Source organism: Nocardia brasiliensis ATCC 700358 (assembly GCF_000250675.2).
Classification (GTDB): Bacteria; Actinomycetota; Actinomycetes; order Mycobacteriales; family Mycobacteriaceae; genus Nocardia; species Nocardia brasiliensis_B.
This window is the reverse complement of the sequence record NC_018681.1, coordinates 6,330,832-6,354,354: the sequence shown is the minus strand read 5'-3', so window position 1 is coordinate 6,354,354 and position 23,523 is coordinate 6,330,832. Positions and strand designations below refer to the sequence as shown.

The following is a 23,523-nucleotide window of genomic DNA, read 5'->3' as shown; positions in this document are numbered from 1 at the left end:
TGTCGATGAGTCGCAAAGAGAAGTCGGCCGAAACCGAACACGCGCTGAAGGCTGCCGCATTGCGGCTGTTCGCCGAGCGCGGCTACCTGAACACCAAGATCGCCGACATCACGACGGCCGCCAATCGCGCGGCCGGCTCGTTCTACAACCACTTCGCGGGCAAGGAGGAGCTACTCCAGGCGCTGTTGAACGACGTGGCGACGCAAGGCGACGTGACGGCGGAAGGCCCGGACCACAACCCGGACTTCACCGATCCGGCGGCGATCCACTTCCACGTGGAGCAGTACTGGGCCGCGGCCAGGCAGCACTGGGCGGTCTTCCGCTCGATTCAGCAGGCAGCCCTGGTGAACGAGGAATTCGCCAGGCAGGCAGGGCAATTCGCGATCCAGCAGCGTCGTGACATCGCCGACCACCTGGCCGGCTTCGGGCCCGACGGACCGACCCTGCCCAGTACCCCGGACGCCAGCCTGGCGATGATGTTCCTGCTCACCACGGGCCTGCTCCAGGCGGTGGAGGAGGGCACCGTCGAACTCACCGACCGGCAGGCCGTCGACGGGTTGACCCGCTTCATCTACCGCGGCCTCACCGGCCGCGACTATTGAACCCGGTCAGGGGAGCAGGACGATCGACCCGGTGGTCTTGCGGGATTCCAGATCGCGATGCGCCTGTTCGGCCTCGGCGAGCGGGTAGGTGGCGCCGATCCGGATCTGCAGGGTGCCCTCGGCGATCGCGGTGAAGATATCGGTGGCGCGCCAGAGCAGTTCGGCGCGGTCGCGGGTGTAGAAGGCGAGGCTGGGGCGGGTGACGAAGAGTGAGCCCGCGCCGTTGAGGCGCTGCAGGTCGAACGGGGGCACCGGGCCGCTGGCCGCGCCGAACAGGGCGAGCATGCCGCGCACGCGCAGCGAGCGCAGACTGGCCTCGAAGGTGGACGCGCCGACACCGTCGTAGACCGCGGCGACACCGACGCCGTCGGTCAGCGTGCGGACCTCGTCGGCGAGATCGTCGCCGTAACGCAGCACCTCGGTGGCGCCCGCCTCGCGGGACAGCTTCTCTTTGACGTCCGAGGACACGGTCGTGATGACGCGTGCGCCACGGGCGACCGCGAGCTGGGTCAGGATCAGCCCGACACCACCCGCGCCCGCGTGGACGAGCACCGTTTCACCGGGCTCCGGGGTGTAGATGGATTCGAGCAGATAGTGCGCGGTCATGCCTTGCAGCAGCGCCGACGCGGCGACCGGCGGTTCGACGCCGTCGGGCACCTCGACCGCGACATCGGCGCGTACCGCGACGCGTTCGGCATAGCTGCCCGGCGCGCTTGCCCACGCCACTCGATCGCCGACCGCGAACTCGGTGACGTTCGCGCCGACCTCGGCGACCACGCCGGTGGCTTCCGAGCCCGGCACGTACGGCACATCCTGGGGGTAGCGCCCGGTCCGGATGTAGGTGTCGATGAAGTTGATGCCGGTCGCCTGCACGTCCACGAGTAGCTGGTCGGCGTCGATCGTCGGATCGGGCAGCTCGACGTGGTGCAGGACTTCGGGACCACCGTGCTCGGATACCTGAATGGCGCGCATGAGATCCGTTCTACACCCGAAGGGCTGGACCGTTTCCTACTGGCCGGTAAACTCCGGGGCATGAGTGCTCATGCCGCCACGGCTCCAGTGAAGTTGTCGGGCGCCCTCGTGGAGTCCGTCAAGGGTTTCGTCGCCGATCACGACGGTTCGGCCACCGCGGTTCTGCAGCCGATCGGCCGGATCGGCGTGCGCGTGACGCTGGTCGGCGCCGACGGCATCCTCGGCGACCGCGTCGTCGACGATATGGCCACCGCGAAGGAACTCGTCGCCACCGTCGACGGTCTCACCGAGGCCGACGAATGGGAGCGCGAGCTGACCTCGATCGTCACCCCGCGGCGCAGCCACTGGGCGCAGATGGCGGGCTGGGTGGCGCGCCAGACCCGATTCCCCAAGGCGCGCAACGAGAAGTGAGCCGGATGCGCAGGCGCACACGGACCACGGACCGGGGCCGGCTGCTTCGGTTCGTGGCTCGCGCCGGTGCGATGCTCGCGGCGGGTCTGCTTGTCGCCCCGGCGGTTCCGGCCCTCGCCCAAGCGCCCGAGTTGCGGGTGTGCACCCCCGGTGACTACCCGCCGTACGCGACCACCGAGGGCGGCTATCGCGGCGTCGACATCGATCTGGCCCGCGGTTTCGCCGACGCGATGCGCCGTACGATCGAGTTCGTCCCGCTGACCTGGGCGAGCTTGCGGACGGATTTCGCCGCGCTGCACTGCGATATCGCCGTCGGCGGCATCTCCGACGCGCCCGCGCGCCGGGCGTTCGCCGATTTCTCGATCACCTACGGCACCGACGGGAAGACGCCGATCACCCGGCGCGGCAACGAGACCGAGTACGCGACCATCGAGCAGATCAATCGCCCCGGCGTCCGGGTGATCGCCAATCGCGGTGGCACCAACGAGGAATTCGCCCGCAGGAACTTCCCGGACGCCCAGCTCACCCTCTGGCCGGAGAATCTCACCATCTTCGACGAGATCGAGCAGGGCCGCGCCGACGTCTTCGTCACCGACGCCGTGGAGGGCCGCTATCGGGTCCGGCAGCATCCAGGCCTGCAGGTCCTGCACCCGGACCAGCCGTTCGACTCGTTCGGCAAGATCATGCTGGTACGCAAGGACGATCCGTGCCTGGGCTTCGCGTTGAACGCCTGGCTGGGCGCCCAGATCGCCACGGGCGCAACGGATCGCCTCTTCGCCCAGTGGATCGGGCCGGACGCCACCGCGTGAGCGATCAGGGCAGGCGCAGCGAGCCGAGCCAATCGTGCCACCGGTCCAGCCAGGAGTCGCAGGGCAGGCCGCGCGCGGCCATGGCGAAACCGTGGCCGCCCTCGGCATAGGCGTGCAGTTCCACCGGGCGATCCGCAGCGCGCCAGGCGCGATAGAGGCCCAGGTTGCCGTCGACGACGCCTGCGTCCGGATCGTCGGCGGCGAACGTGACGAACAGTGGGGGAGCGTCGGCGGGGACGGTGTACTCGTGCCAGGTGGGCGGATACAAGACGGTCGCGAAGTCAGGGCGGTGGGCTCGGTCGTATGTCGTTGCGGCGCCGACGGTTACCAGACCACCCGCCGAGGAACCGAGGATGCCGACGCGGTGCGGGTCGAGGTCCCAGTCCGCCGCCCGGGTCCGGACGAACCCGACCGCGCTGCCGCCGTCGGCCGTCGCGGTCCAGGACTGCGCCTTGATGTCGTCCATCGAATAGCGGGTTGCCCAGTGCTCGAGGAAATCCGTGTCCCGCGGCGGCGTCGGCAGTAGCCGGTAACGCAGGACGAACGCGGTATGCCCCTGGGCGGCAATGGCCTTCGCGATATCACGGCCGGTGCCGTGGGTCAGCGTGACGAAACTTCCGCCCGGGCATACGATCACGGCCGTCCCGGTGGCTCGCGCCGGGTCGGGCCGGTGCACCGTCAAGGCGGGCGCGGTCACGTTGCGGATAAGTCCGACCTCCTTGTCCCCGAACAGTTCGGGGACGACGGTCTCCTGACCATAGGAAGGCGGGCTGGCCGAGTCGGGCCGGAGCGGGATGATCTCGTCGGATGTCTTGGTGTGCATCGCATTCCTCGGTTCAGGCGGTGGCGCGGGTGACCGTTCCGGCGTCCCCGTCGACGGTGACCGGTGCGCCGTCGGTGAGACGTTCGGTCGCGACGCCGGTGCCGAGCACCGCGGGAATGTGGTACTCGCGGGCCACGATCGAGCTGTGGCTCAACGGGCCCCCGACATCGGTCACGATCGCCGAGGCCACCGCGAACAGCGGTGTCCAGGCCGGTGTCGTGATCTTGGCGACCAGGACGTCGCCCGGGCGCAGCCGCCCGAAGTCGCTCGGGCCGTCGATGATTCGCGCCGGTGCGGTGACCCGCCCCGGGCTGCCCGGCACGCCCTTGACCACCGCGTCCGACGTCTCGTCCGAGCCGGCGGGCAGCAGCTTGGCGAAATCGAGGCCGAGCAGCTTGGTGCCGCCGCCGGCCGGGAGCGCGTGCGGTGGCGTGACGGTCCGCTGCGCCGTCCAGGTGGCACGGCGCTCGGCGACGACGGCGCGCGAATCCTGCGGTCCGCGTGCGGCATCCAGCGCGGCCGCCGCGTCGGTCAACTCGTCCAGCCGCAGCCAGAACACGTCGTCCGGGGCGTCGAGGGCTTCGGCGGCGACGAGGCGCGCGCCGATCGTCCGCAACAACCGGCGCACCGTCGGCCAGCCGAGTCCCACGTCGGCGAGGCCGTCCTCGCGCAGCGGGCTCATCGTCTGCGCCCAGCGGAGCAGTCGCAGCGTGAGCCGGCGGCGCAGCCCGAAGCGGCGTGCTTCGAGGCCGCGCACGGCCTGTTCGCGGCGCTCCTGTGCGTCGCGCTGGCGTGCGCTCGGATCCTGCGCCGCTGGGCTGCCGAAGAATTCGAGCGTGTGCAGCACCGGCGCCGGATCGTCGACCGGGAGCGGGGCGGCGAAATCGAAGTCGTACACCGTGTCGCCGTAGGTCGCCAGATGGTCGGCGAATCGATCGGTGAACTCGGCCAGCGCGGGGTCGTCGCCCGCGCTATCGTGGAGAATCTCTGTGCCGGAGAGCTTTTCGATCCGTTCGGCCAGTCCTGGCTGCGTCGTCACCCACTGCGCGAGACGGTAGAGCGACTTCTCGGCGCGCAACGGCTTGCTGTCGAAGCCGAGCAGGAAGGTCAGCGCCGGTGGATCGGTGCGCCGGCGCATCGTCTTGTAGGCGGCGGTGAACAGTCCCTCGCTGATATAGGTCGCGGGCAGAATGCCGCCCTGCAGTGTCAGGTAGTAGCGGCCGGCCTCCTCGACGAGCGCGCGTGCCGCGGCGAGCAGCTCCGTGGCGGTCCGTGCGTCGGGGTCTGTTGCGCGCTCGGCCGCGGTGATGTCGGCGTACCGGGCGTGGGCCGCGCGCCAGCGCTGCGGTGCGGTGCGCAACGCCCGGGGCAGGGTTCTGGCCAGGAAACGCGGCTGCGCCAACGCCATTCGGGCGAGCATGCCCGGTGGGTAGGTGATGTCGTAGTAGCCGTAGCCGTTGATCACCACCAGCGGGTTGTCGAGGGCGGGCAGGCCGAGGGAGCGGTAGCGGTCCTTGGTGGCCTGTGCGACGGCGGGCAGGCCCAGCGTGGCGAACAAGGGGGACAGGGGATTCGGCAGCAATTCGAGCACGCTGGCCCGCATGTACTTGCCCTTGGGATCGGGCAGCCGCCACTGGGCTGGTTGCTGTCGAGCCGCCGCATCGGGCAGTACGGTGATCGGCCGCGCCTGCACGATGAACAGCTCCGCGCCGTGCAGCGCCCACTCGATGTCCATCGGCTGGCCGTACAACTGCTCGATCCGCAGCGCGATCTCGGTGAGTTCCCCGGCTTTCGCCGCGTCGAGCACCGGGGTGCGCCGCTGCGCGGCAGGCACCGGAACCTCGGCGGTGCCGGTGTCGGTACGCACGGTCATCAGGTCTTTGTCGCTGATGTCCTGGCGGAGCATGCTGCGGTCGGCCTTCGCCACGAGCAGCGTGTCCGGCGTGACGTTTCCGCTGACGATCGCCTCGCCGAGCCCCCACGCGGCATTGATCATCACCCGGTCCCGCGCGCCCGTCACCGGATCCGCGGTGAACAGCACGCCCGCCGCGTCGGCGGGCACGAGTCGCTGCACCACGACGGCCAGGTCCACCTCGTCCGACTCGATGCCCTGACGGGCGCGGTAATCGATGGCACGCGCGGTCCACAGCGACGCCCAGCAGCGTTGCACCGCCGCCATGACCTCGTCGGCGCCGCGGATGTTGAGATAGGTCTCCTGCTGTCCCGCGAAGGACAGCTCCGGTAGGTCCTCGGCGGTGGCCGAGGAGCGCACGGCGACCGCGACGTCGTCGCCGAGCAGCGCGTAGGCCGACTGCACCGCCTGCGAGATCTCCTCGGGCACAGTCTGTTCGGCGAACATCGCGGCGATCTCGGCGGCGGCCGCCGAGACCGTGTCCGCACGATCCGGGTCGGCCGCGGCCACCGCATCCAGAATGCGGGCCGTCAGCCCGGTCGTGTCGACGAAGCGGCGGTACGCGGCCGTCGTCACGTGAAATCCCGGCGGCACCGGGAGTTTCGCCGCGGCCAGGCGGGCCAGCGAGGCGCCTTTGCCGCCGGCGTGGGCCAGCGTGGCGCGCGCGTCGTCCAGCTCGAGGACGAGCGGATCGCTGCCGGAGGTGGTCATGAAAGGTTTCCTTCCTGGCGGTTCGGGGTGGCGTCGAACTCGGCGTGGGCCTGCGCGAGTTCGTCGAGCAGCAGCGCCTTGCCGCGGGCGAGATCGGCGCCGTCCGGGGTGAGGGCCCGTTCGAGGAGGTCGGCCAGCGTCCCGAGGAGCTGGTCGGCCGACGGTTGCTCGGGATCGGCGGGTGCGGCGTCCCCGATCGGCAGCGTGCGCCGGATGGCCGGGGTCAACGCGTCGAGGATGTAAGCGGTGGTGCGGACGTCGACTTCGGGACGAAGGGTGCCTGCCTCCTGCATGGCGCGCAGGAAATCGCGGGTGCCGGTGTTCGTCAGTCGCTCGAAGACGTTGCCCGGCTTGGCCGGATACTTTCCGAGAATGTCCGCGTCGCGGGCGACTATCGCGGCGGCCAGGGGCAGCTGGCTGAGCGTGTGCACCATGGCCCGATAGACGCTGGCCACGCTGCCCGCGTGCGGGTCGGCCAGCAGATGCGCCCGCCAGGCCCGCGCGTAGCGGCCGAGTTCGCGGCGCACGGTGGCCTCGACGAGTTCGTCTTTCGATTTGAACTGCAGATAGACCAGCCCGCGGTGCAGCGCGACGGCCTCGGCGACATCGCCCATCGTCAGCTTGTTGTAGCCGATCCGGCACAGCAGCTCCGCGGCCGCGTCGAGGATCGCCTGCTCGCGCGCCAGTTCGTCGACACTCATAGTTTTGTCACCTTGACATATTTTGAGAAGTTGTCAAAAGCGACCGTACGCCTGCGGGGCGGTGTCGTCAACGACTGATCGTGATTCCGGTGGGCAGGGGAAAAGTGCTCGCGGGCAAGGAGTTCCGGCGCGGCTGGTCAGTACTCGCCGCGGACCAGGTTCTTCGGCTCGGTACCCGCGGTGAAGCGCAGGATCTCGGCGCGGACCACGGCCCACGCGCGGTCGAAACTGCCGGTGCTGCTGCCCGCGACATGCGGGGTCAGTACGAGGTTCGGGACGTCCCAGAGCGGATGCTCGGGCGGCAGCGGCTCGGGATCGGTGACGTCGAGGGCGGCGCGCAGGCGACCCGATCGTAGTTCCGCGAGCAATGCGTCGGTGTCGACGACGGGCCCGCGGGCGACGTTCACCAGGATGGCGTTGTCGGCCATGGCGGCGAGGAACTCCGCGTCCACCATGCCGCGGGTGCGCGTGGTGACCGGGACGGTGAGGATGACGACGTCCTGGTCGCCGAGCAGGCCGGGCAATTCCTCGATGCCGCGCACGCCGTCGCGGGCCCGGGTGCCGACCAGTGTCACCACCGTGTCGAATCCGGTGAGCCTGCGGTCTAGTTCGGCGGCGAGATCGCCCGCGCCGACGACGATTACCCGCTTGCCCGCGAGGGTTTCGGTCTGATGGTAGGTCCACTGCCGCGCCCGTTTGGCGTCCGCGAAGCTGCCGAGGTCGCGATAGAGATACAGCAGGGCGGCCAGCGCCCATTCGGCCGAGCTGCCGCCGTGCGCGCCGCGGGCGTTGGACAGCAGGACCCCTTCGGGCAATGTGCCGATCCATCCTTCCGCACCCGCGGTGAGCAACTGGACCAGACGCAGTTTCGGCAGGCCGGTGAGGTTCATCGCGTCGGGGCGGGAAAGAAACTTGGGTACAAGCACTTCCGCGTGCTCCGCGCCCTCGGGCAGGGGGGAGCCGAGTTCGTATCGCATCGGCCGCACGCCGTCGATGCCGGAGAGTGCCGTGACGCCTTGGTCGTCCGGCACCAGAACGATGACCGCCATGCCCACAGATTAGGCGGTGTAGCGCGGTGCGTCGGCTGGGACATCTCCGGTCGGCTGTCTGATGCGCAGGGTCCGGAACCGGCGGTAGCGGCCGTTCGCCGGACATTTTCCGACAGACCGTCTGGTCGGTGTGCGGGACCGTCCGGGCAGGTATAACTGTCTCAGTCAATTTTACGGATTGGCTTGATTCCACCGCAGAGTGACATATCAGTCGGCTAAATTATCCGTGGTCGGGGGTGGAGCCGGCGGAATAGAGGTTGCGGTGGTCGTCGACAAAGTCGCCCGGGTATCGGAGCCGTTGGCGCGCTGGGGTTTCGATCTCGTCCTCAACAGTCTCCGCACCTTCGGCCGCACCCTGCAGCTCGCCGTCGCGGCCTTCGGCTACCTGGTGACCGACGTGCTCAAGCTCCGGCATCCGTGGCGGGACACGCTGCAGCAGGGGTGGTTCATCGTCAGCGTCACCGCGATACCCGCTGTGCTGGTGGCGATTCCGTTCGGCGTGATCGTCTCGGTCCAGGTCGGCAGTCTCACCCAGCAGGTCGGCGCCACCTCGGTGGCGGGCGCGGCGGGCGGGCTCGGCGTGATCCGGCAGGGCGCGCCGATGGTAACCGCGCTGCTGCTCGGCGGCGCGGCGGGCTCGGCGATCGCGTCGGACCTCGGTGCGCGCACCATCCGCGAAGAGGTGGACGCGCTGCGCACCATGGGCATCGACCCGGTCCGGCGGCTGGTCGCGCCGCGGCTCGCGGCCATGATCGTGCTCACCCCGCTGCTCTGCCTGCTCGTCATCTTCATGGGCGTGTTCACGGGTTACGTTGTGGCCGTTGGTTTTCAAGGGGTGACGCCGGGCAGCTACCTGTCCTCGTTCGCGGCCTTCGCGACCATGGCCGATCTCGGCGTGGCCATCGCGAAATCGATCGTCTTCGGCGTGATCGTGCTGATCGTCGCGTGCCAGCGGGGTTTGGAGGCGACGCACGGTCCCAAGGGCGTGGCGAATGCGGTGAACGCCGCGGTGGTGATCGGGGTGATCGCGGCGTTCGGCGTGAATCTGGTGATCACCCAGCTCGTTTCGATGTTCCTGCCGCAGAAGGTGGGTTGATGACCGAGATTCCCGCCCCCTATCGGCCGTTCGGCCGGGCCGTGCGGCTCGTCGAGCGCGGCACCCGGCCGCCGATGACGCTGCTCGAATCGCTCGGGCATCAGCTGACCTTCGTCGCCCAGGTGCTCGCCGCGGTACCGCACACGCTGCGCAGCTATCGCAGGCAGACCATGCTCACCCTGACCGACATCACCTGGGGCAGCGGCAATCTCATCGTCGGCGGCGGCACCGTCGCGGTGCTGATCTTCCTCGGCGTCGCGGTCGGCGGCTCGATCGGCGTCGAGGGTTTCACGGCGCTGAACATGGTCGGCATGGGCCCGCTCACCGGTTTCGTCTCGGCCTATGCGAACACCAGGGAGATGGCGCCGATGGTCGCCGCCATCGGCTTCGCGGCGCAGGCGGGCTGCCGGATGACCGCCGAGATCGGGGCGATGCGGATCTCGGAGGAGATCGACGCGCTGGAGGCCATCGGCATCCGGCCCATTCCGTTCGTGGTGACCACCAGGGTGATCGCGGGCATGATCACCATCGTCCCGCTCTACCTGCTGACGCTGATCCTCAGCTATCTGTCCTGCGCGGTCGTGGTGAATGTGCTGCACGGTCAATCCTCGGGCACCTACTACCACTACTTCGACGCCTTCCTGCAACCCGGCGACGTGCTCGCGTCGCTGATCAAGGCGACGGTGTTCGTGGTGATGATCATCCTGATCCACGGCTACCAAGGGTTCTACGCGACCGGCGGGCCCGAGGGCGTCGGCCGGGCCTCGGGACGGGCGATCCGCGCCAGCCTGGTGCTGGTGGTGGTCGCGGACATGATCTTGACGATCGTCTTCTGGGGTCTCGATGTCGGAATCAGGATCTCGGGGTGACACATGCCGGTCTTCGTTGATCATTCGGGGCGCGCCGCCGGGCGCTGGATGCTGCGGTTGCGCGGGCTGGCGGTGGCCGCCGTGCTCGTGGTCGTCGCGGTGTTCACCACCCAGTACGCGCAGGGCGAGTTCGCGGACCGCTTCGCGCTCACCATCGACGCGGCCACCCTCGGCGAGGGATTGGCGCCCGGCGCGGAGGTGAAGTTCCGCGGTCTCGCGATCGGGACCGTGCGCAAGGTCGACACCGTCGGCTACGGCCATCAGCGCATCGAACTGGAATTGGATCGCGGGCAGGCGGCCGCCCTCACCGACGATGTGTCGGCCCGGTTCACCTCATCGAACATCTTCGGTTCCAGCGCAATCGAATTGGTGAACACCGGCAAGGGCGGCAAGCTTCCGGAGAACACCACCCTGTTCATCGGCGCCAACGCGACGAACGCGACGGTGTCGAGTGTGTTCCGGCGGGCCGCGCGGCTGACCCAGGTGCTCGATTCCGAGACTGTGCGCGCCCTGTTCGATCTGCTGCTCGACAACACCGCCTCGCTCGGGCCCGCGGTGCAGTCGTTCTTCGCCACCGCCCGGGTGCTCGCCACGAATCAGCGTGCGCCACTGGGGCATTACCTGGACATCGGCGCGGACGTGAGCACCGGCATCGCGCAGACCACCCCGCCGGTGGTCGACGTGATCCTCGGCGTGCTGGACAACAGCGAGTATTTCGGCCATCAGGAGAACCGGGAGCGGACCAAACACGCACTGGCGACGCTGGATACGGCGCTGCTGCTGCCGGTCGCCGATCTGCTGCGCCGCGACAACCCGGACCTGGCCGCCATCATCGGCGGCGTGCTGGATCTGGTGGTGCCGATCAGCGCGTCGATCGGCACCGTCGCCCCCGCCTACCACCGCCTGCCCGCACTGCTGGAGCGGATCGACAGCGCGTTTCCGGTGGTGGACGGGCGGGTCCGGCTCCAGCTGGAGGTCATCGTGAAAAACATGCCGTACCTCGCGGATTCGATCATCGGAGTGCCGCGATGAAAAATGTCACCGCCGCGGGCGTCAAGCTCGGCGTCTTCGTCGTGATCGTCGCGGCCTGCTCGGCGTTCATCGTGGCCGCGCTCAATACGCCGGTGCCCGAGGACAAAGTCACGTATCACGCGGTCTTCACCGATGTTTCGGGGTTGTACGCGGGGGACGTCGTGCGGATGTCGGGTGTCGCGGTCGGCAAGGTGGACGCGGTCGAGCTGGCGGGCACCCAGGCGCGGGTCCGGTTCACCGTGGACCGGCAGCGGCCGCTCTACGACAACACCGAGGCCGCCGTGCGCTACCAGGATCTGATCGGGCAGCGCTACATCGAGTTGCTGACCGCGAAACCCGGCGGCACGCGACTGGCGGCGCAGGGCACCATTCCGGTAGAACGCACGATTCCCAGCTTCGACGTCTCCAAGCTGTTCAACGGCTTCAAACCGTTGTTCGAAACGTTGGATACCGCGCAGCTCAACCAGTTCGGCATGAATCTGCTGCGGGTACTGCAGGGCGATGGCAGCGGCATCGGCCCCGCGCTGGCCGACCTGGACCGGCTGACCAAGCACGCCAAGAGCAGCGAGGCGGTGGTGGTGCTGCTCATCCACAACCTCGGGGAGATCTCGGGTTCGATCAGCGGGAAGTCGGCGGCGGTCGGCGATCTGGTGAAACAGCTCAACGGGGTGCTCAACCAGTTCGGCAGCCGCACCTCGATGATCCTCACCGCCATCGAACAGGCCAATCGCACCATGGCGCCGCTGATTCCGCTGCTGGAGGAGCTGCGCGGGGCCTACGACGACAGCTATCTGCCGCTGGACGGACTGCTGCGCCGGCTACTGCCGCAGACCGATCAGCTGGTCGAGCTCCTCTCGCTCGTACCGTCGCTGCTCACCGGCCTGAACCAGCAACTCCCCGCGGGCGGCGAGGCGAAGACGTACTCGTGCGCGAACGGGGAGCTGGGGCTGCCCGGAATCGGCACCGTTGTGCTCGGGAACCAGAAGCTGGTGGTGTGCAAATGACCGGTGGCACCGGACAACTCCTCGCGATACCGGCTCGGCTGCTGGCCGAGCTGAAGACGCTGCGCACCGAAAAGGCCGAGTCCTGGACGCAATTGCGCTGGGGGGTCGCCGGTGTGCTGGTCACCGTGCTCGCCCTGCTCGCCGCCGGGGTGCTGTACGTGGTGCCGTTCGGCGAGCAGTCCTACACCGCCGACTTCCGCACCTCGGGCGGGGCGCGCTCGGGCGACGAGGTGCGGATCGCGGGCATCAAAGTGGGACAGGTCCGTTCGGTCGCGCTGGTGGGCGATCACGTCGAGGTGCGCTTCGGGGTGGACAGCGGTGTGCACGTCGGGGACGGCTCGGCGGTCGCGGTGAAGATGCTGACCCCGATCGGCGGGCACTACCTCTCGCTCGAGCCGAAGGGTGAGCGCGCCTTGGGCGGCAAGCACATTCCGCCGGAGCGCACCACCACGCCGTTCGAGCTGACCGACATCATCGACGTCGCCACCCCCGTGCTGAGCAAGGTGGACGGCAACACCCTGCGCGGCACCATCGCCGAGGTGAACGCGGCGCTGGCCGGACAGCCCGACGCGGTGCGCTCGATCGTGGGCAATTTCAACGATCTGTCGGGCGTGCTGGCCCAGCGCTCGGACCAATTGAACTCGGCCCTGCGGGTTTCCGACGAATATGTCGGCGCGATCGCGACCGATCGGGCGGTGCTCGCCGACTTCGTGCGCGAACTCGGCACCGTCGCGGTCGTGCTCGGGCAGCGCCGGGGCGAGGTCGTGCAGGTCTTCGAACTGCTGCGGCGGTTGTTCCTGATCATCCACCGTCCGGTCATGGCCTACGGCGACTCGATCGAACCGTCGGTCGCCGAATTCGAGCAGCTGTTCAACAAACTCGTGCAGGACCCGGGCCGGATCGACACGGTCATCGCCGGCATCAAGGATTTCATCGCGAAGATCTCGGCGATGCTCGGCGCCGACGGGATCACGGTCGACCAATCGGCCAGTGTGGTGCGCGGTCCGGCGCTGTGCATTCCGTTCGAGGGGAGGGCGTGCTGATGAAGCGCTGGGCGCGAATGGTTGTCGTCGTGGTGGTGGCGCTGGTCACCGTGGCCGTCGTGGTGGGCGTGAGCGGCGCGACCTGGGTGGACCGGGTGCGGCCCGCCAAGCAGACGATGTGTGCCGAATTCGCCGACACGGTGGGTCTTTACGACGGCAACAGCGTCACGCTGCTCGGCGTGGAGATCGGCACCGTATCCGGGATCGAGGCGCGCGGTGACCGCATGCGGGTGACGATGACGATCGACGGCAAGATCGAGTTGCCCGCCGACGTCACGGCGGCGACCATGTCCAGTTCGATCGTGACCGACCGGCACGTCGAACTGTCCAAGACCTACACCGGCGGCCCGAAATTCGATACCGCGCAGTGCCTTCCGCTCGAGCGCACGCGCACGCCGGTCGGGATCAGCGAGGCCCTCGACGCGTTGGCGACCTTGTCCGGTGACCTGGTCGGAGTACAGTCCGCGCCGACGCCCGGCGCACCGTCGGACCGGCTGCTCGATCAAACGCTCACCGGCGCGGTCAACGCGCTGGACGGCACCGCGCCGCAGTGGAACGCGCTGTTGCAGCGGCTGTCCCAGGTGATCGGGGACCCGGCCGACCGGGATGCGGTGCTGCGCAGGCTGGTCGACAACCTGGACCAGCTCACCACCATGTTCATCACCAACTGGCCCGACATGCAGGCGCTGATGGACAACCTGAAGAACGGCATCGCGCTGGTCGACGGGTTCTCGGCGGAGCTGTCGCGTGCGGTCGATCTGGCGCTGCAGTTCCTGCCGGTGATCGCCCGCAACGTCGGCAAATACGACCAGCAGTCCTTCGAGTTCCTCGACCGGATCGTGCCCGAGGTGCACCGCTACGCCGTGCTCGCGGGCAGCATCGTGGATCTGCTGATGCAACTGCCGCCCGTGGTTTCCGGCCTGGCCTCGATCGTCGACCCGGCGACCGGTGCGCCCCGGGTGAATTACCGCCCGCCGCACTATGAATCGGCCGACGGCAGCCAGGTCGGGCTGCTCCAGGTCATTCTCGGAACTGTGGGTGCGCCGTGAAACGCCTGCTGCTCGCCGCGCTCGCGCTGCTGCTCACCGGCTGTGGCGTCCGCGCGACCGATGTGCCGATCCCCGGCACCTATCTGGCCGGGGACACCTTCGCCATCCGGATCGAATTCGGTTCGGTGCTCAACCTGCCCGACCGTGCGAAGGTCATCTCGGAGGGCGTCGAGGTCGGCATGCTCGATCGGATCGAGCTGATCGGCGACACCGCCGTGGCCACCGTCGACTTGAAATCCGATGTGCGACTGCCCAAGACGGCCACGGCCGAGCTGCGGCAGAGCACCATCCTCGGCGATATCCACATCGCGCTGGCCGCGCCGCCGAATGCCGGGCCACCGTTCCTGGTCGATGGTGACATCATCCCGCGGATACGGACTGTGCCCGCCGCCAACGTGGAAGACATCCTGCGTGCGATGTCGAATATCGTCACCGGCGGACGATTCGGCGAAATGCAGGACCTGATCGTCAGCGTCAACGCCGCGTTCCCCACCGACGAGGCCGACCTCGCCCGCATCCTGGCGGGCGGTCGCAACGCGTTGCACGACCTCGCCACGCATTCCGCCGAGCTGGATCGGATCCTCGCCGCCGCGGCCAGTGTCACCACGACGCTGGAGGCGAACAAGGACAACGTCGACCGAACCCTGACGCTCGGTCCCGGCCGGGCCGCGGGCCTGTCCGACGTGCTGTTCGGCCTGGTCCAGTTGATCATCGACGGCGGCGAACTGGCCAGGTACGTCGGCGATCTCGCGCTGCCGCTGCGCGGCGATCTGCACGACATCATCAGCATTCTGGCCCCGGCCGCGCGCACCATCGGCAGCGCGGACACCACGGTCCCGATGAACGTCGACACGATGAACCGCCTGTTGCGCGAGAAGTTGATCCCGTTCTTCAGCGCGCCGCCCAATATCCGGGTGCAGCGGGTGACGGCGGATGCGGTCGCGGCCGATGCCGCGCACCGCTCGGATCAGATGATCCAGGTACTGCGATCGATCGGCATGGTGCGATGAAACTCTCCGGTCCCGTCTCCCTGGTGCTGCTGCTGGTGATGACCGTGGTGTGCGCGGCCTACATGGCCGTCGGCGTGCTCGACATCGATCCGCGACGCAGCACGAATACCGTGACCGTGCTGATGGATTCGTCCGGCGGTCTGATGCCGACCTCACAGGTCGATCTGCGCGGGATGCGTATCGGCAAGGTACGCGCCATCACCGCGACCGGGACCGGGCTCGCGGTGCGGATCGAGCTGGACGCGAAATACCGGGTGCCGCTGGGTAGCGCGGTGCACGTCAGCAACCTGTCCGCGGCGGGCGAGCAGTTCATGGACTTCCGTCCCACCACCACGGCGGGTCCGTATCTCACCGACGGCAGCGTCGTGCCGACCAGCCAGGTGCGCGTCGCGACGACGGTCAGTGAGGCGCTCGCGAAACTGGATGTGCTGAATTCCCAGATAGATCCGGCGAAGGTCGAGCGGCTGGCCGCCATCGTGTCGCAGGGGTACGCGGGGCGCGAGAAGGAGATCGCCCTGCTCACCCGGACCTTGACGATGACGGCGCAGCTGCTGCACGACAAGCGGGACGCGATCACCAGGCTGTACGTGCACGGCCAGCAGCTCACCGAGAATTTCGACGGCTACGGGCCGGTGATCGGCGGCTGGGCAGGCGATCTGACCGACGTGCTGCCCGAGGTGGTGCACCTGATCGACGCGTTCAAGGGTTATTCCTATGCGGGCGAACACGTCTGGGACGAGCCGCTCGGTCCGCTGGTGCAAAAGATCGATCAGTACCTCTCGACGCTGGGACCGGATCTCGCGCACATCGCGACCGCGCTGAAACCGGCCACCAGCGTCCTGAAACCCATTCGGGTGGACGCGGGTTCGATCATCGACCTGCTGTCGGCCACCTTCCCGGAACACGGAACCGCCCGTATCACGCTCGATCTGCCGAAGTAGAGAGTTGAGGACGTCATGAGCACCACCGACACCGCGACCGAGACGCCCACCGAGGAGCCGAAGGCGCAGCCCCGCAAAGGAATCGGCTATCTGCTCGGCGGCCTCGCCGTGCTGCTGACGGCGCTCAGCGTCGCGCTGGGGTTGTCCTGGCAGTCCAGTTCCGACGAACTCGCCGCGCTGCGGCAGACCAACGCCGATCGGGACAAGGCCGCAGAGGTCGCCAGGGACTACACGCTGCGCTCGCTGACCTACGACCACAAGAACCTGCCCGCCTTCTTCGACAGCGTGCAGCGGGGCACCTCGGACGCGCTGCGTAAGCGCTACGACGAGGTGCACGACACGCTGGCGAAGATCATGACCGAGGCTCAGGTGGTCGCCTCCGGGCAGGTGCTGGGCACCGCGGTGGACGCCCAAGGCAACAACCAGTACTCGGTGACCGTGTTCGCGACCCAGAAGACCCAGAACATCCAGCAGCCGAACCCGGTGACGGTACCGAACATCTTGGTGGTGACGGTGGCCGAGCACGGCGGCGACTGGCAGGTCGTCGACTACGGCCCGAAGGGCGAGGCGCTGGGGCGTTGATAAACTCACGGGTCCTGGTTGGCGTCGAGAGGGAGTGCTGTGCCGGACCAGCCCAGCGCGCCGCGCCGCGGTCGGCCACCGGAACCGGGCCTGGCGCAGCGGCGCAGGCAGCAGATCATCGAATCGGCCTATGCCGTGTTCGTCGCGCGTGGTTATGAGGCCACCACGATTTCCGATGTCGCCGCGCATGCGGGCATCGGCCAGGGCACGGTGTACCGGTATTTCGAGAGCAAACGCGAAATACTCGACCACGTAGTCGATTTCGGCATCGCGAAATTCGTCGACCGGGTGCAGCCGCGCACCCTCCTGAAGCGTCCGGCCTCGGCGCCGGAATTGCTCGCCGAGCTCCGGTCCGCGATCGGCCGCTGGTACGAGATGCTGGATCAGGAACCGGATTTCGTGCGGCTGTTCCTGGTCGAGGCCAGTGCGATCGACAAGGAACTCAGCGATCGGCTCCTCGGCCTGGAGCTGCTGGTCAGCACGTTCGTGGCACACGAACTGCGGCTCGGGATGGCGGCGGGCTGGATTCGCGCGGACCTCGACCCGGAGGTGACGGCGCACATCGTGCTGACCTTGGGGGTGCCCGGCGTGTTACAGGAGATGCGGGGTGAGAACAGCGCGGCCGAGCGGGAACGCGCTACCAACGGCGTGCTGACCCTGCTCGAAAAGGCTTTGCGGCCACGCGATCCCGCCGGACCGGGGCGATGAACGCCGCGGACCGGGGCGCCAAGCGCCGCGCCGAGCTGGTGCTCGCGGCACACGAACTGTTCGTGGACAAGGGATACCGCTCGGTCGTCGTCGCCGATATCGCGGCCAGGGCGGGAGCCGGTCACGGCACGTTCTACAACTATTTCGACAACAAACGCGACATCCTCGACGCGGTCATCGACCACTATTTCGCCCTGATCCGGGAACGGGTGTTCGGACGGGCCATCGCGGGCCGGCGCCCGAAGACCCTCGACGAGTTCTGCGACGTGATCGCCACCATCGTGGACCACTGCTACGAATTGGTCGCGGACGAACCGGGTTTGGTGAATTTCATTCTGCTGGAGGCCGCCACGATCGACGAGCGGGTGGCCGAACGGTCGATCCGGAACCTGCGCGTCTACGGCGACGAAGCCACCACCCGGATCCAGCGCGGCATGGAACTCGGCTACATCGATCCCGCGCTGGATCCGCGCCTGACCGGGGAGGCCTTGCTCTCCGCACTGCTGGCCGCTCTGCTGTCCGCGATCCGGGACGGCGCCGACGGGCTGGACCGGACGCGGGTCCGGGCACAACTCGTCGCGTTCGTATACGCGACTCTAGCGCCCTGACGGAGCGAACCGGGCAGCCGCAGCCAGGATCGCGCGCAGCATCTCCGGGCTGCCGGTGTGGCCCGAATCGTCGATGACGTGCAGCTCGGCTTCCGGCCACGCCTGCGCCAATTGCCATGCGGTGTACAGGGGTGAGCCGAGGTCGAGCCGTCCGTGGATCAATACGCCGGGGATGCCCGCGAGTGCGTGCGCGTCACGCAGGAGTTGCCCGTCCGGGAGCCAGGCGTCGTTGGCGAAGTAGTGCGTGCAGATCCGCACGAAGGCCAGCAGATCGGCATCCGCCTTGTCGCTGTATTGGCCTGGGCGGCCCAGGTTTTCGTGTGCGATGACGGCGTCTTCCCAGGCGCACCAGTCGCGCGCGGCTTGCGCGCGTACCTCGGGATCGGGGTGGTTCAGCAGACGGTTGTACGCGGCGACCAGGTCTCCGTTGCGCTCGGCGGCGGGTAGAGCGTCCCGGAACGCCGCCCACGGGCCCGGCAGGAAGCGGCCGACACCGCGGTACAGCCATTCCGTCTCTTCCGGTCTGGTCATCGTGACGCCGACCAGGATGATCTCGGAGACCCGCGCGGGATAGCGTTCGGCATAGGCGAGGATGAGGGTGGAACCCCAGGAGCCGCCGTACAGCAGCCACTGTTCGATGCCCAGATGTTCGCGCAGGCGCTCCATGTCGGCGATCAGGTGGTCGGTGGTATTGACGGACAGGTCGACCGCGGGATCGGCGGCGTGCGGCAGGCTTTCGCCGCAACCGCGTTGATCGAACAGCACGATCCGATAAGCGCTGGGATCGAAGTTCCGGCGCGCGCCGCGCTTGCCGCCCGAGCCGGGCCCGCCGTGCACCACGAGCACGGGCTTCCCGGCCGGGTTTCCGCTTGTCTCCCAGTAGATCCGATTGCCGTCACCGACGTCCAGAAGGCCGTGCGCGTACGGCTCCGGCAGCGGAAACGGCTGCGGCACCGGCGCTCCCGGCTCGGTGGTCCCCATCGCCGGTACTCTACCGGCCCGACCTCAGACGGATTGTTCGACGGTGACCGCGGCCGGAACCGGTTCGCGGGTGTGCAGGGCGGCCCAGAGGGCGGCGGTGGCGGCGACACAGGCGGCGGCGCCGCCGACGTGGAAGACGACCAGCACGGCCGGAACATCGGTGAAGTACTGGACGACGCCGATGAGAGCCTGGGCGCACACGATGGCGAGCACCACGAACAGCCGCTTGCGCACGGCCGGGGTGATGCCGACCGCGAAAAGGCCGAAGGCGAGTCCGATCAGCAGTGCGAGATAGCCGACGAGCAGCTGCGAGTGCAGGTGCACCAGCGTGACGATCTCCACCTGCAACCGTTCGACCTGCCGCTCGATGCTCTTGTCGCCCGCGTGCGGTCCCGCGCCGGTGACCAGCGTGCCCGCGATCAGCACCCCGCTCATCGCGACCGCGCTGAGCCCGGTGAGCCAGCGCAGCGGCGCGGGCGCCTGCACGGTGGCGATGCCGTCGTCGGGTTCGCAGATCTTGGCGTACAGCACGACCGAGAGCCAGACCATCAGCATCGACGCGAGCAGGTGGATCGCGACGGTCCACCAGAGCAGCCCGGTGCGCACCGTGATGCCGCCGATGATGCCCTGCAGCAGCGTGCCGCCGGGCATCAGCCAGGCGTAGACCAGCACATCGCGCCGGCGGCGGGCGCGGACGACCGCGAGCACGATCAGCGCCGCGCACAGCGACACCACGAAGGTCAGCAGCCGGTTGCCGAATTCGACGGCCTGATGCAGTACCGGCACCTCGGAGACACCCACGGGGGTGAAGCTGCCGGGGAAGCACTGCGGCCAGGTCGGGCAGCCGAGACCGGACGCGGTGACCCGGACGACCGCACCGGTGACCGAGATACCCGCCTGGGTGAGGATGACCGCGATCGCGAGGATCCGCTGCACCCGCAGCGAGGGCAGCGGCAGCTTGTCGACGAGTCGCAGGAACGCGCGATACAGCACGTCACGATGGTAGAGCACGGTCAACTACACGCTGTCGTTGGTACCGCGCACGGTGGCTGCCGACGACGGTCACCAGGGCGAGAGGCGCAGGTCTACGGGTTGTCGGCACCAGCTCCGCTGGTCGTCGGCCCAGCTCCGCGGGTTACTGGAAGCGGAACCAGCGGGCCGCGAGCCCGCCCGACACCAAACCCCACACCGCCAGCACCGCGATGCCGAACCAGTCCACACTGCTGCGCATCGCGTCCTCCAGGGCGACCGTCAGCGCGCCCGAAGGAATCAGGCGGGCAAGCACATTCACCGCGGTGGGCAGGTCGTCGGAGGCGAACACCACGCTGGCGATGCCGAGCATGACGAACCACAGGATGTTCGCCAGCGCGAGCACGATCTCCGCCTTCAGCGTGCCGCCGAGCAGCAGCCCCATCGCCGCGAATGTCGCGGTGCCGAGCCCGATCACGAACGCGCCGAGCAGGAGTCCGGCGGGCTCCGGCCGCCAGCCCAGCGCGAAACCGATCACGCCGAGCAGAATCGCTTGCAGCACAACGACGATGAGCACCGCGGCGCACTTGCCCGCGATGATGCCCCAGCGCGGCAGCGCGGTCGCGCCCAGCCGCTTGAGCGCGCCGTAGCGGCGATCGAAGCCGACGGCGATGGCCTGGCCGGTGAACGCGGTGGACATGACCGCCACCATCATCACCGCGGGCACGATCTTGTCCACCCGGTCGTCGCCGAGGTCGCCGAACGGCAACAGGCTGAGCCCGACCAGCAGGGTGATCGGGATGAACATGGTGAGCAGCAGCTGTTCGCCGTTGCGCAGCAACAGGATCAGCTCCAGCCGGGTCTGCGCGCTCATCATCGCGAGCCGGGAGCTGGGCCGCGGGTCGGGCGCGAAGGTACCCGGCGCGAAGCGGTTGGCGCTCAGATCTGGCTGGGTCATCCGCGCAGCTCCCGTCCGGTCAGTTCCAGGAAAACGTCTTCGAGTCTGCGCTGATCGATCCGGATGTCGGTGGCGAGCACGTTCACCCTGGCACACCAGGCGGTCACCGTGGCGAGCACCTGCGGGGTGATCTCGCCCTCCACCAGATACGTGCCCGGCGTGGTCTCGCGGGGCGAGAACCCTTCCGGCAGTGCCGATTTCAGCAACTCCAGATCGAGTTTCGGTGGAGCGCAGAACCGTAGCTGCCCCGCCGCCCCGTGCGCGGTCACCTCGGCGGGCGTGCCGGAGGCGACGATCTGCCCGTGGTCGATGATCACCAGCTGGTCGGCGAGCTGCTCGGCCTCGTCCATCACATGGGTGGTGAGCACCACCGTCACGCCGTCGCGGCGCAGCGCATCGATCAACTCCCACACGATGAGTCGCGCCTGCGCGTCCAGACCCGCGGTCGGCTCGTCCAGGAAGACGATCTCCGGCTTGCCGACCAGCGCGCACGCCAGCGCGAGCCGCTGCTGCTGCCCGCCCGAGAGCCGGCGATAGGGCGTCGCGCGATTGTCCTGCAAGCCGAGCGTGCGCAGCAGCCACTGCGGGTCGAGCGGATCGGCCGAATACGCGGCGACCAGGTCGAGCATCTCGCCCGCCTTCGCGCCCGGGTACGCGCCGCCGCCCTGCAGCATCACGCCGATGCGCGCGCGCAGCCGCTCCGAATCGGCGATCGGGTCCAACCCGAGCACCCGCACCGTGCCCGCGTCCGGTGCGACGAAGCCCTCGCACATCTCCACCGTGGTGGTCTTGCCCGCGCCGTTGGGTCCGAGCAGCGCAAGTACTTGCGCCCGTTCGACATCGAAGCTGAGACCGTCGACCGCGGTGGTCTCGCCGTACCGCTTGACGACACCCTCGACCCGAACGGCGGGTTCGCTGCGCTGAGTCACGATGTCACACCGTAGGACTTGGGCGTCTGTGACGGAGCCGACACCCCCGTCTGACCGCGCCAGGGCAGGGCGTGCCGGGTGAGGACGATGAACAGCACGGCGACGATGACCGTGGCGATCGCGGCGCCGACGATCTGGAACACCTCGAATTCGGCGCCGCGCGGCATCAGGATGAGGCTCACGATCGCCGAGAACGTCACGGCCGGAACGCGGAACACCGGTTGGGTGGCCCAGGCGGCCAGCGGCACGATCGCCCACAGCAGGTACCAGGGTTGCACCACGGGGAACAGCAGCACGATCGCACCGAGCGCGACACCGAGCGCGCCGACCGCGTGCAACCGTCCGATGCCGGTCGCGACCAGCATGCGCACCGCGATGAACCCCGCGACCGCCGCGGCGATCGGGCGGGTGATGCTGATCATCGCGGTGGTGTGGTCGCCGAGCCCCAGCAGCACCCCGCCGAAGCCGGTGATGATGCCGAGCACGGTCGGTAACGACATCCAGCTGCGCACCGCGTTGGCCACGTTGAGGGTGTGGATCCAGCCGAAGCCGAGCCCGCTCATCGAACCGATCAACAGCGTGGTCCCGATGGCGATCGCGCCGAGCAGCGCGGCCGCGACGGCGACCGAACGCACCGAGAAACCCCACCGCCGGGCCAGCGCCATGCCGACGAAACCGAGCGCGATGATCGAGGTGAACTTCACCGACGACGACATCGTGATGACGATGGCGCCGGCGATCAGCCAGGTATAGGCCCGGCCGTCGAACGGGTGGATGTCCTCGATGGCGCGCAGGCAGAACTCCATGCCGGCCAGCATCAGGCCGAGCATCAGCGCGTCGTTGTGCACGCCGCCGACCAGATGGAACAGCACCAGCGGATTCGCGGCGCCCAGCCACAGCGCGCTCACCGGCGCCACGCCGCAGCGCTGGGACAGCCGGGGCAGCGCCCACACGATCAACGCGACACCGGCCAGCGCCAGCATGCGATGCACCCAGACGCCCGCGATGATGTTGTCACCGGTGAGTTCGGCGATGCCGCGGCCGATCCACAGGAACAGCGGTCCGTACGGTGCGGGGGTGTCGCGCCAGATGGTCGGCACATTGTTGGTCAGCACGTTGTCGATGCCGAGCCCCGCGACCGGCCCTTCTTGATAGGGGTCGATACCGCGGGCCGCGATTTCGCTCTGGGCCAGATAGGAATACACGTCGTTGCTGAACATCGGCGGCGCGACGCTGAGCGGGATGATCCACAGCAGCAGCGTGCGGTCCAGCTGCGAGCGGGTGAGCCGGTGGATCGGCGAACCGCCGATGCCGCCGATCGCGAAGCGGCCGAGCAGCAGCCAGGCCAGCACCACGATCACCGTGCCGGTCATGCACATGGCCAGCGATCCGGTGTGCGCGCGGGCGAAGATGCCGAGCACCCGGACGCCGGAGGTCGGATTCTGGTGCACCGGCTGCGCGCCGATGCCGAGCGCGCTGATCGCCATCAGTACCGTGCCCGTGGCGCCCATCAGCCGGATCCGGTCCAACTGGACCAGTTCCCGGCGATTGAGGCCGGGCACTTCGGATTCGTCCTGGTGCAGGACCGCGATCGAATGATCGGCGGCGGGCACGTCCAACCCGAGTGCCCGGCGCCCGAATGCCAGTGTTCTGCGCCGCGCGCCCTCCAGTACCGCCACGAGACGCAGCCTAGTTCGCGCGGTCCGCCGATACCGCGTACGGGCACCGCTCGTTCCGATCGGCAGCGGGGCCGG

At 68.7% G+C, this 23,523-nt stretch carries 24 protein-coding genes; 14 read left to right on the top strand and 10 right to left on the bottom strand.

Annotated features, from left to right (window positions below):
- Window positions 1-5: 5 nt before the first annotated feature.
- A complete protein-coding gene (locus O3I_RS28055; protein ID WP_014986384.1) occupies window positions 6-602 on the top strand; it encodes a TetR/AcrR family transcriptional regulator in 597 nt (198 codons plus the stop codon).
- Window positions 603-608: 6 nt separating this feature from the next.
- On the opposite strand, the gene O3I_RS28050 is transcribed toward O3I_RS28055, so the two are convergent.
- Window positions 609-1,574, bottom strand: a complete 966-nt coding sequence (locus O3I_RS28050; protein ID WP_014986383.1) for a quinone oxidoreductase family protein — start codon at window positions 1,572-1,574, stop codon at window positions 609-611.
- Between the two features lie 60 nt (window positions 1,575-1,634).
- Between O3I_RS28050 and O3I_RS28045 the strand changes: the two genes are divergently transcribed.
- Together O3I_RS28045 and O3I_RS28040 are read left to right on the top strand one after the other, a co-directional pair.
- Entirely contained in the window at window positions 1,635-1,985 is a 351-nt protein-coding gene (locus O3I_RS28045; protein WP_029892701.1) for a hypothetical protein, read from the top strand.
- A gap of 5 nt (window positions 1,986-1,990) precedes the next feature.
- On the top strand, window positions 1,991-2,794 hold the full coding sequence (locus O3I_RS28040) for a transporter substrate-binding domain-containing protein (RefSeq protein ID WP_014986381.1): 804 nt from the start codon (window positions 1,991-1,993) through the stop codon (window positions 2,792-2,794).
- Between the two features lie 4 nt (window positions 2,795-2,798).
- Here O3I_RS28040 and O3I_RS28035 read toward each other — a convergent pair whose 3' ends face one another.
- The 4 genes from O3I_RS28035 to O3I_RS28020 all read right to left on the bottom strand — a co-directional run bounded on the left by O3I_RS28035 (window position 2,799) and on the right by O3I_RS28020 (window position 7,990).
- On the bottom strand, window positions 2,799-3,617 hold the full coding sequence (locus tag O3I_RS28035; protein WP_014986380.1) for an alpha/beta hydrolase: 819 nt from the start codon (window positions 3,615-3,617) through the stop codon (window positions 2,799-2,801).
- A gap of 13 nt (window positions 3,618-3,630) precedes the next feature.
- Window positions 3,631-6,240, bottom strand: coding sequence for a PEP/pyruvate-binding domain-containing protein (locus tag O3I_RS28030; RefSeq protein WP_014986379.1), 2,610 nt, complete (start codon window positions 6,238-6,240; stop codon window positions 3,631-3,633).
- Window positions 6,237-6,941 (bottom strand): TetR/AcrR family transcriptional regulator, encoded by a 705-nt coding sequence (locus O3I_RS28025; RefSeq protein WP_014986378.1) that lies wholly within the window; start codon window positions 6,939-6,941, stop codon window positions 6,237-6,239. Before O3I_RS28025 ends, O3I_RS28030 begins: the two co-directional genes overlap by 4 nt.
- Window positions 6,942-7,078: 137 nt before the next feature.
- A complete protein-coding gene (locus O3I_RS28020; RefSeq protein WP_014986377.1) occupies window positions 7,079-7,990 on the bottom strand; it encodes a 2-hydroxyacid dehydrogenase in 912 nt (303 codons plus the stop codon).
- A 262-nt stretch (window positions 7,991-8,252) separates the two neighbouring features.
- Here O3I_RS28020 and O3I_RS28015 point away from each other — a divergent pair, with 262 nt between their 5' ends.
- Genes O3I_RS28015 through O3I_RS27965 form a run of 11 tightly spaced genes read left to right on the top strand, consistent with a single transcriptional unit; the run spans window position 8,253 to window position 17,932 of the window.
- On the top strand, window positions 8,253-9,086 hold the full coding sequence (locus O3I_RS28015) for an MlaE family ABC transporter permease (protein WP_014986376.1): 834 nt from the start codon (window positions 8,253-8,255) through the stop codon (window positions 9,084-9,086).
- Window positions 9,086-9,955 carry an MlaE family ABC transporter permease gene (locus O3I_RS28010; RefSeq protein ID WP_014986375.1) on the top strand — a complete coding sequence of 290 codons (870 nt, stop codon included), beginning with the start codon at window positions 9,086-9,088 and terminating at the stop codon, window positions 9,953-9,955. Before O3I_RS28015 ends, O3I_RS28010 begins: the two co-directional genes overlap by 1 nt.
- 3 nt (window positions 9,956-9,958) lie before the next feature.
- A complete protein-coding gene (locus tag O3I_RS28005; RefSeq protein WP_014986374.1) occupies window positions 9,959-10,987 on the top strand; it encodes an MlaD family protein in 1,029 nt (342 codons plus the stop codon).
- A complete protein-coding gene (locus O3I_RS28000; RefSeq protein WP_014986373.1) occupies window positions 10,984-11,991 on the top strand; it encodes an MlaD family protein in 1,008 nt (335 codons plus the stop codon). The genes O3I_RS28005 and O3I_RS28000 overlap by 4 nt, the downstream gene beginning before the upstream one ends.
- Window positions 11,988-13,034, top strand: a complete 1,047-nt coding sequence (locus O3I_RS27995) for an MlaD family protein (RefSeq protein WP_014986372.1) — start codon at window positions 11,988-11,990, stop codon at window positions 13,032-13,034. The genes O3I_RS28000 and O3I_RS27995 overlap by 4 nt, the downstream gene beginning before the upstream one ends.
- Window positions 13,034-14,083 (top strand): MCE family protein, encoded by a 1,050-nt coding sequence (locus tag O3I_RS27990; protein ID WP_014986371.1) that lies wholly within the window; start codon window positions 13,034-13,036, stop codon window positions 14,081-14,083. The genes O3I_RS27995 and O3I_RS27990 overlap by 1 nt, the downstream gene beginning before the upstream one ends.
- Window positions 14,080-15,093 carry an MlaD family protein gene (locus tag O3I_RS27985; protein WP_014986370.1) on the top strand — a complete coding sequence of 338 codons (1,014 nt, stop codon included), beginning with the start codon at window positions 14,080-14,082 and terminating at the stop codon, window positions 15,091-15,093. The genes O3I_RS27990 and O3I_RS27985 overlap by 4 nt, the downstream gene beginning before the upstream one ends.
- Window positions 15,090-16,034, top strand: a complete 945-nt coding sequence (locus tag O3I_RS27980) for an MlaD family protein (RefSeq protein WP_014986369.1) — start codon at window positions 15,090-15,092, stop codon at window positions 16,032-16,034. Before O3I_RS27985 ends, O3I_RS27980 begins: the two co-directional genes overlap by 4 nt.
- Before the next feature lie 15 nt (window positions 16,035-16,049).
- Window positions 16,050-16,616, top strand: coding sequence for a hypothetical protein (locus O3I_RS27975; RefSeq protein WP_014986368.1), 567 nt, complete (start codon window positions 16,050-16,052; stop codon window positions 16,614-16,616).
- Between the two features lie 39 nt (window positions 16,617-16,655).
- Window positions 16,656-17,324: a TetR/AcrR family transcriptional regulator gene (locus tag O3I_RS27970; RefSeq protein WP_014986367.1), complete on the top strand. Its 669-nt coding sequence runs from the start codon at window positions 16,656-16,658 to the stop codon at window positions 17,322-17,324.
- Window positions 17,321-17,932, top strand: a complete 612-nt coding sequence (locus O3I_RS27965; protein ID WP_014986366.1) for a TetR/AcrR family transcriptional regulator — start codon at window positions 17,321-17,323, stop codon at window positions 17,930-17,932. Before O3I_RS27970 ends, O3I_RS27965 begins: the two co-directional genes overlap by 4 nt.
- Here the strand turns inward: O3I_RS27965 and pip are convergent.
- The 5 genes from pip to mptB all read right to left on the bottom strand — a co-directional run bounded on the left by pip (window position 17,921) and on the right by mptB (window position 23,448).
- The gene (gene pip / locus O3I_RS27960) at window positions 17,921-18,913 is read right to left on the bottom strand and encodes a prolyl aminopeptidase (protein WP_014986365.1); all 993 of its coding nucleotides are present in this window, start codon (window positions 18,911-18,913) and stop codon (window positions 17,921-17,923) included. The genes O3I_RS27965 and pip overlap by 12 nt on opposite strands.
- A gap of 24 nt (window positions 18,914-18,937) precedes the next feature.
- A complete protein-coding gene (locus O3I_RS27955) occupies window positions 18,938-19,906 on the bottom strand; it encodes a COX15/CtaA family protein (RefSeq protein WP_041564468.1) in 969 nt (322 codons plus the stop codon).
- A gap of 142 nt (window positions 19,907-20,048) precedes the next feature.
- Window positions 20,049-20,840 (bottom strand): ABC transporter permease, encoded by a 792-nt coding sequence (locus O3I_RS27950; RefSeq protein ID WP_014986363.1) that lies wholly within the window; start codon window positions 20,838-20,840, stop codon window positions 20,049-20,051.
- Window positions 20,837-21,769, bottom strand: a complete 933-nt coding sequence (locus tag O3I_RS27945) for an ABC transporter ATP-binding protein (RefSeq protein WP_014986362.1) — start codon at window positions 21,767-21,769, stop codon at window positions 20,837-20,839. The genes O3I_RS27950 and O3I_RS27945 overlap by 4 nt, the downstream gene beginning before the upstream one ends.
- On the bottom strand, window positions 21,766-23,448 hold the full coding sequence (mptB, locus tag O3I_RS27940) for a polyprenol phosphomannose-dependent alpha 1,6 mannosyltransferase MptB (protein ID WP_014986361.1): 1,683 nt from the start codon (window positions 23,446-23,448) through the stop codon (window positions 21,766-21,768). The genes O3I_RS27945 and mptB overlap by 4 nt, the downstream gene beginning before the upstream one ends.
- Window positions 23,449-23,523: the final 75 nt, after the last annotated feature.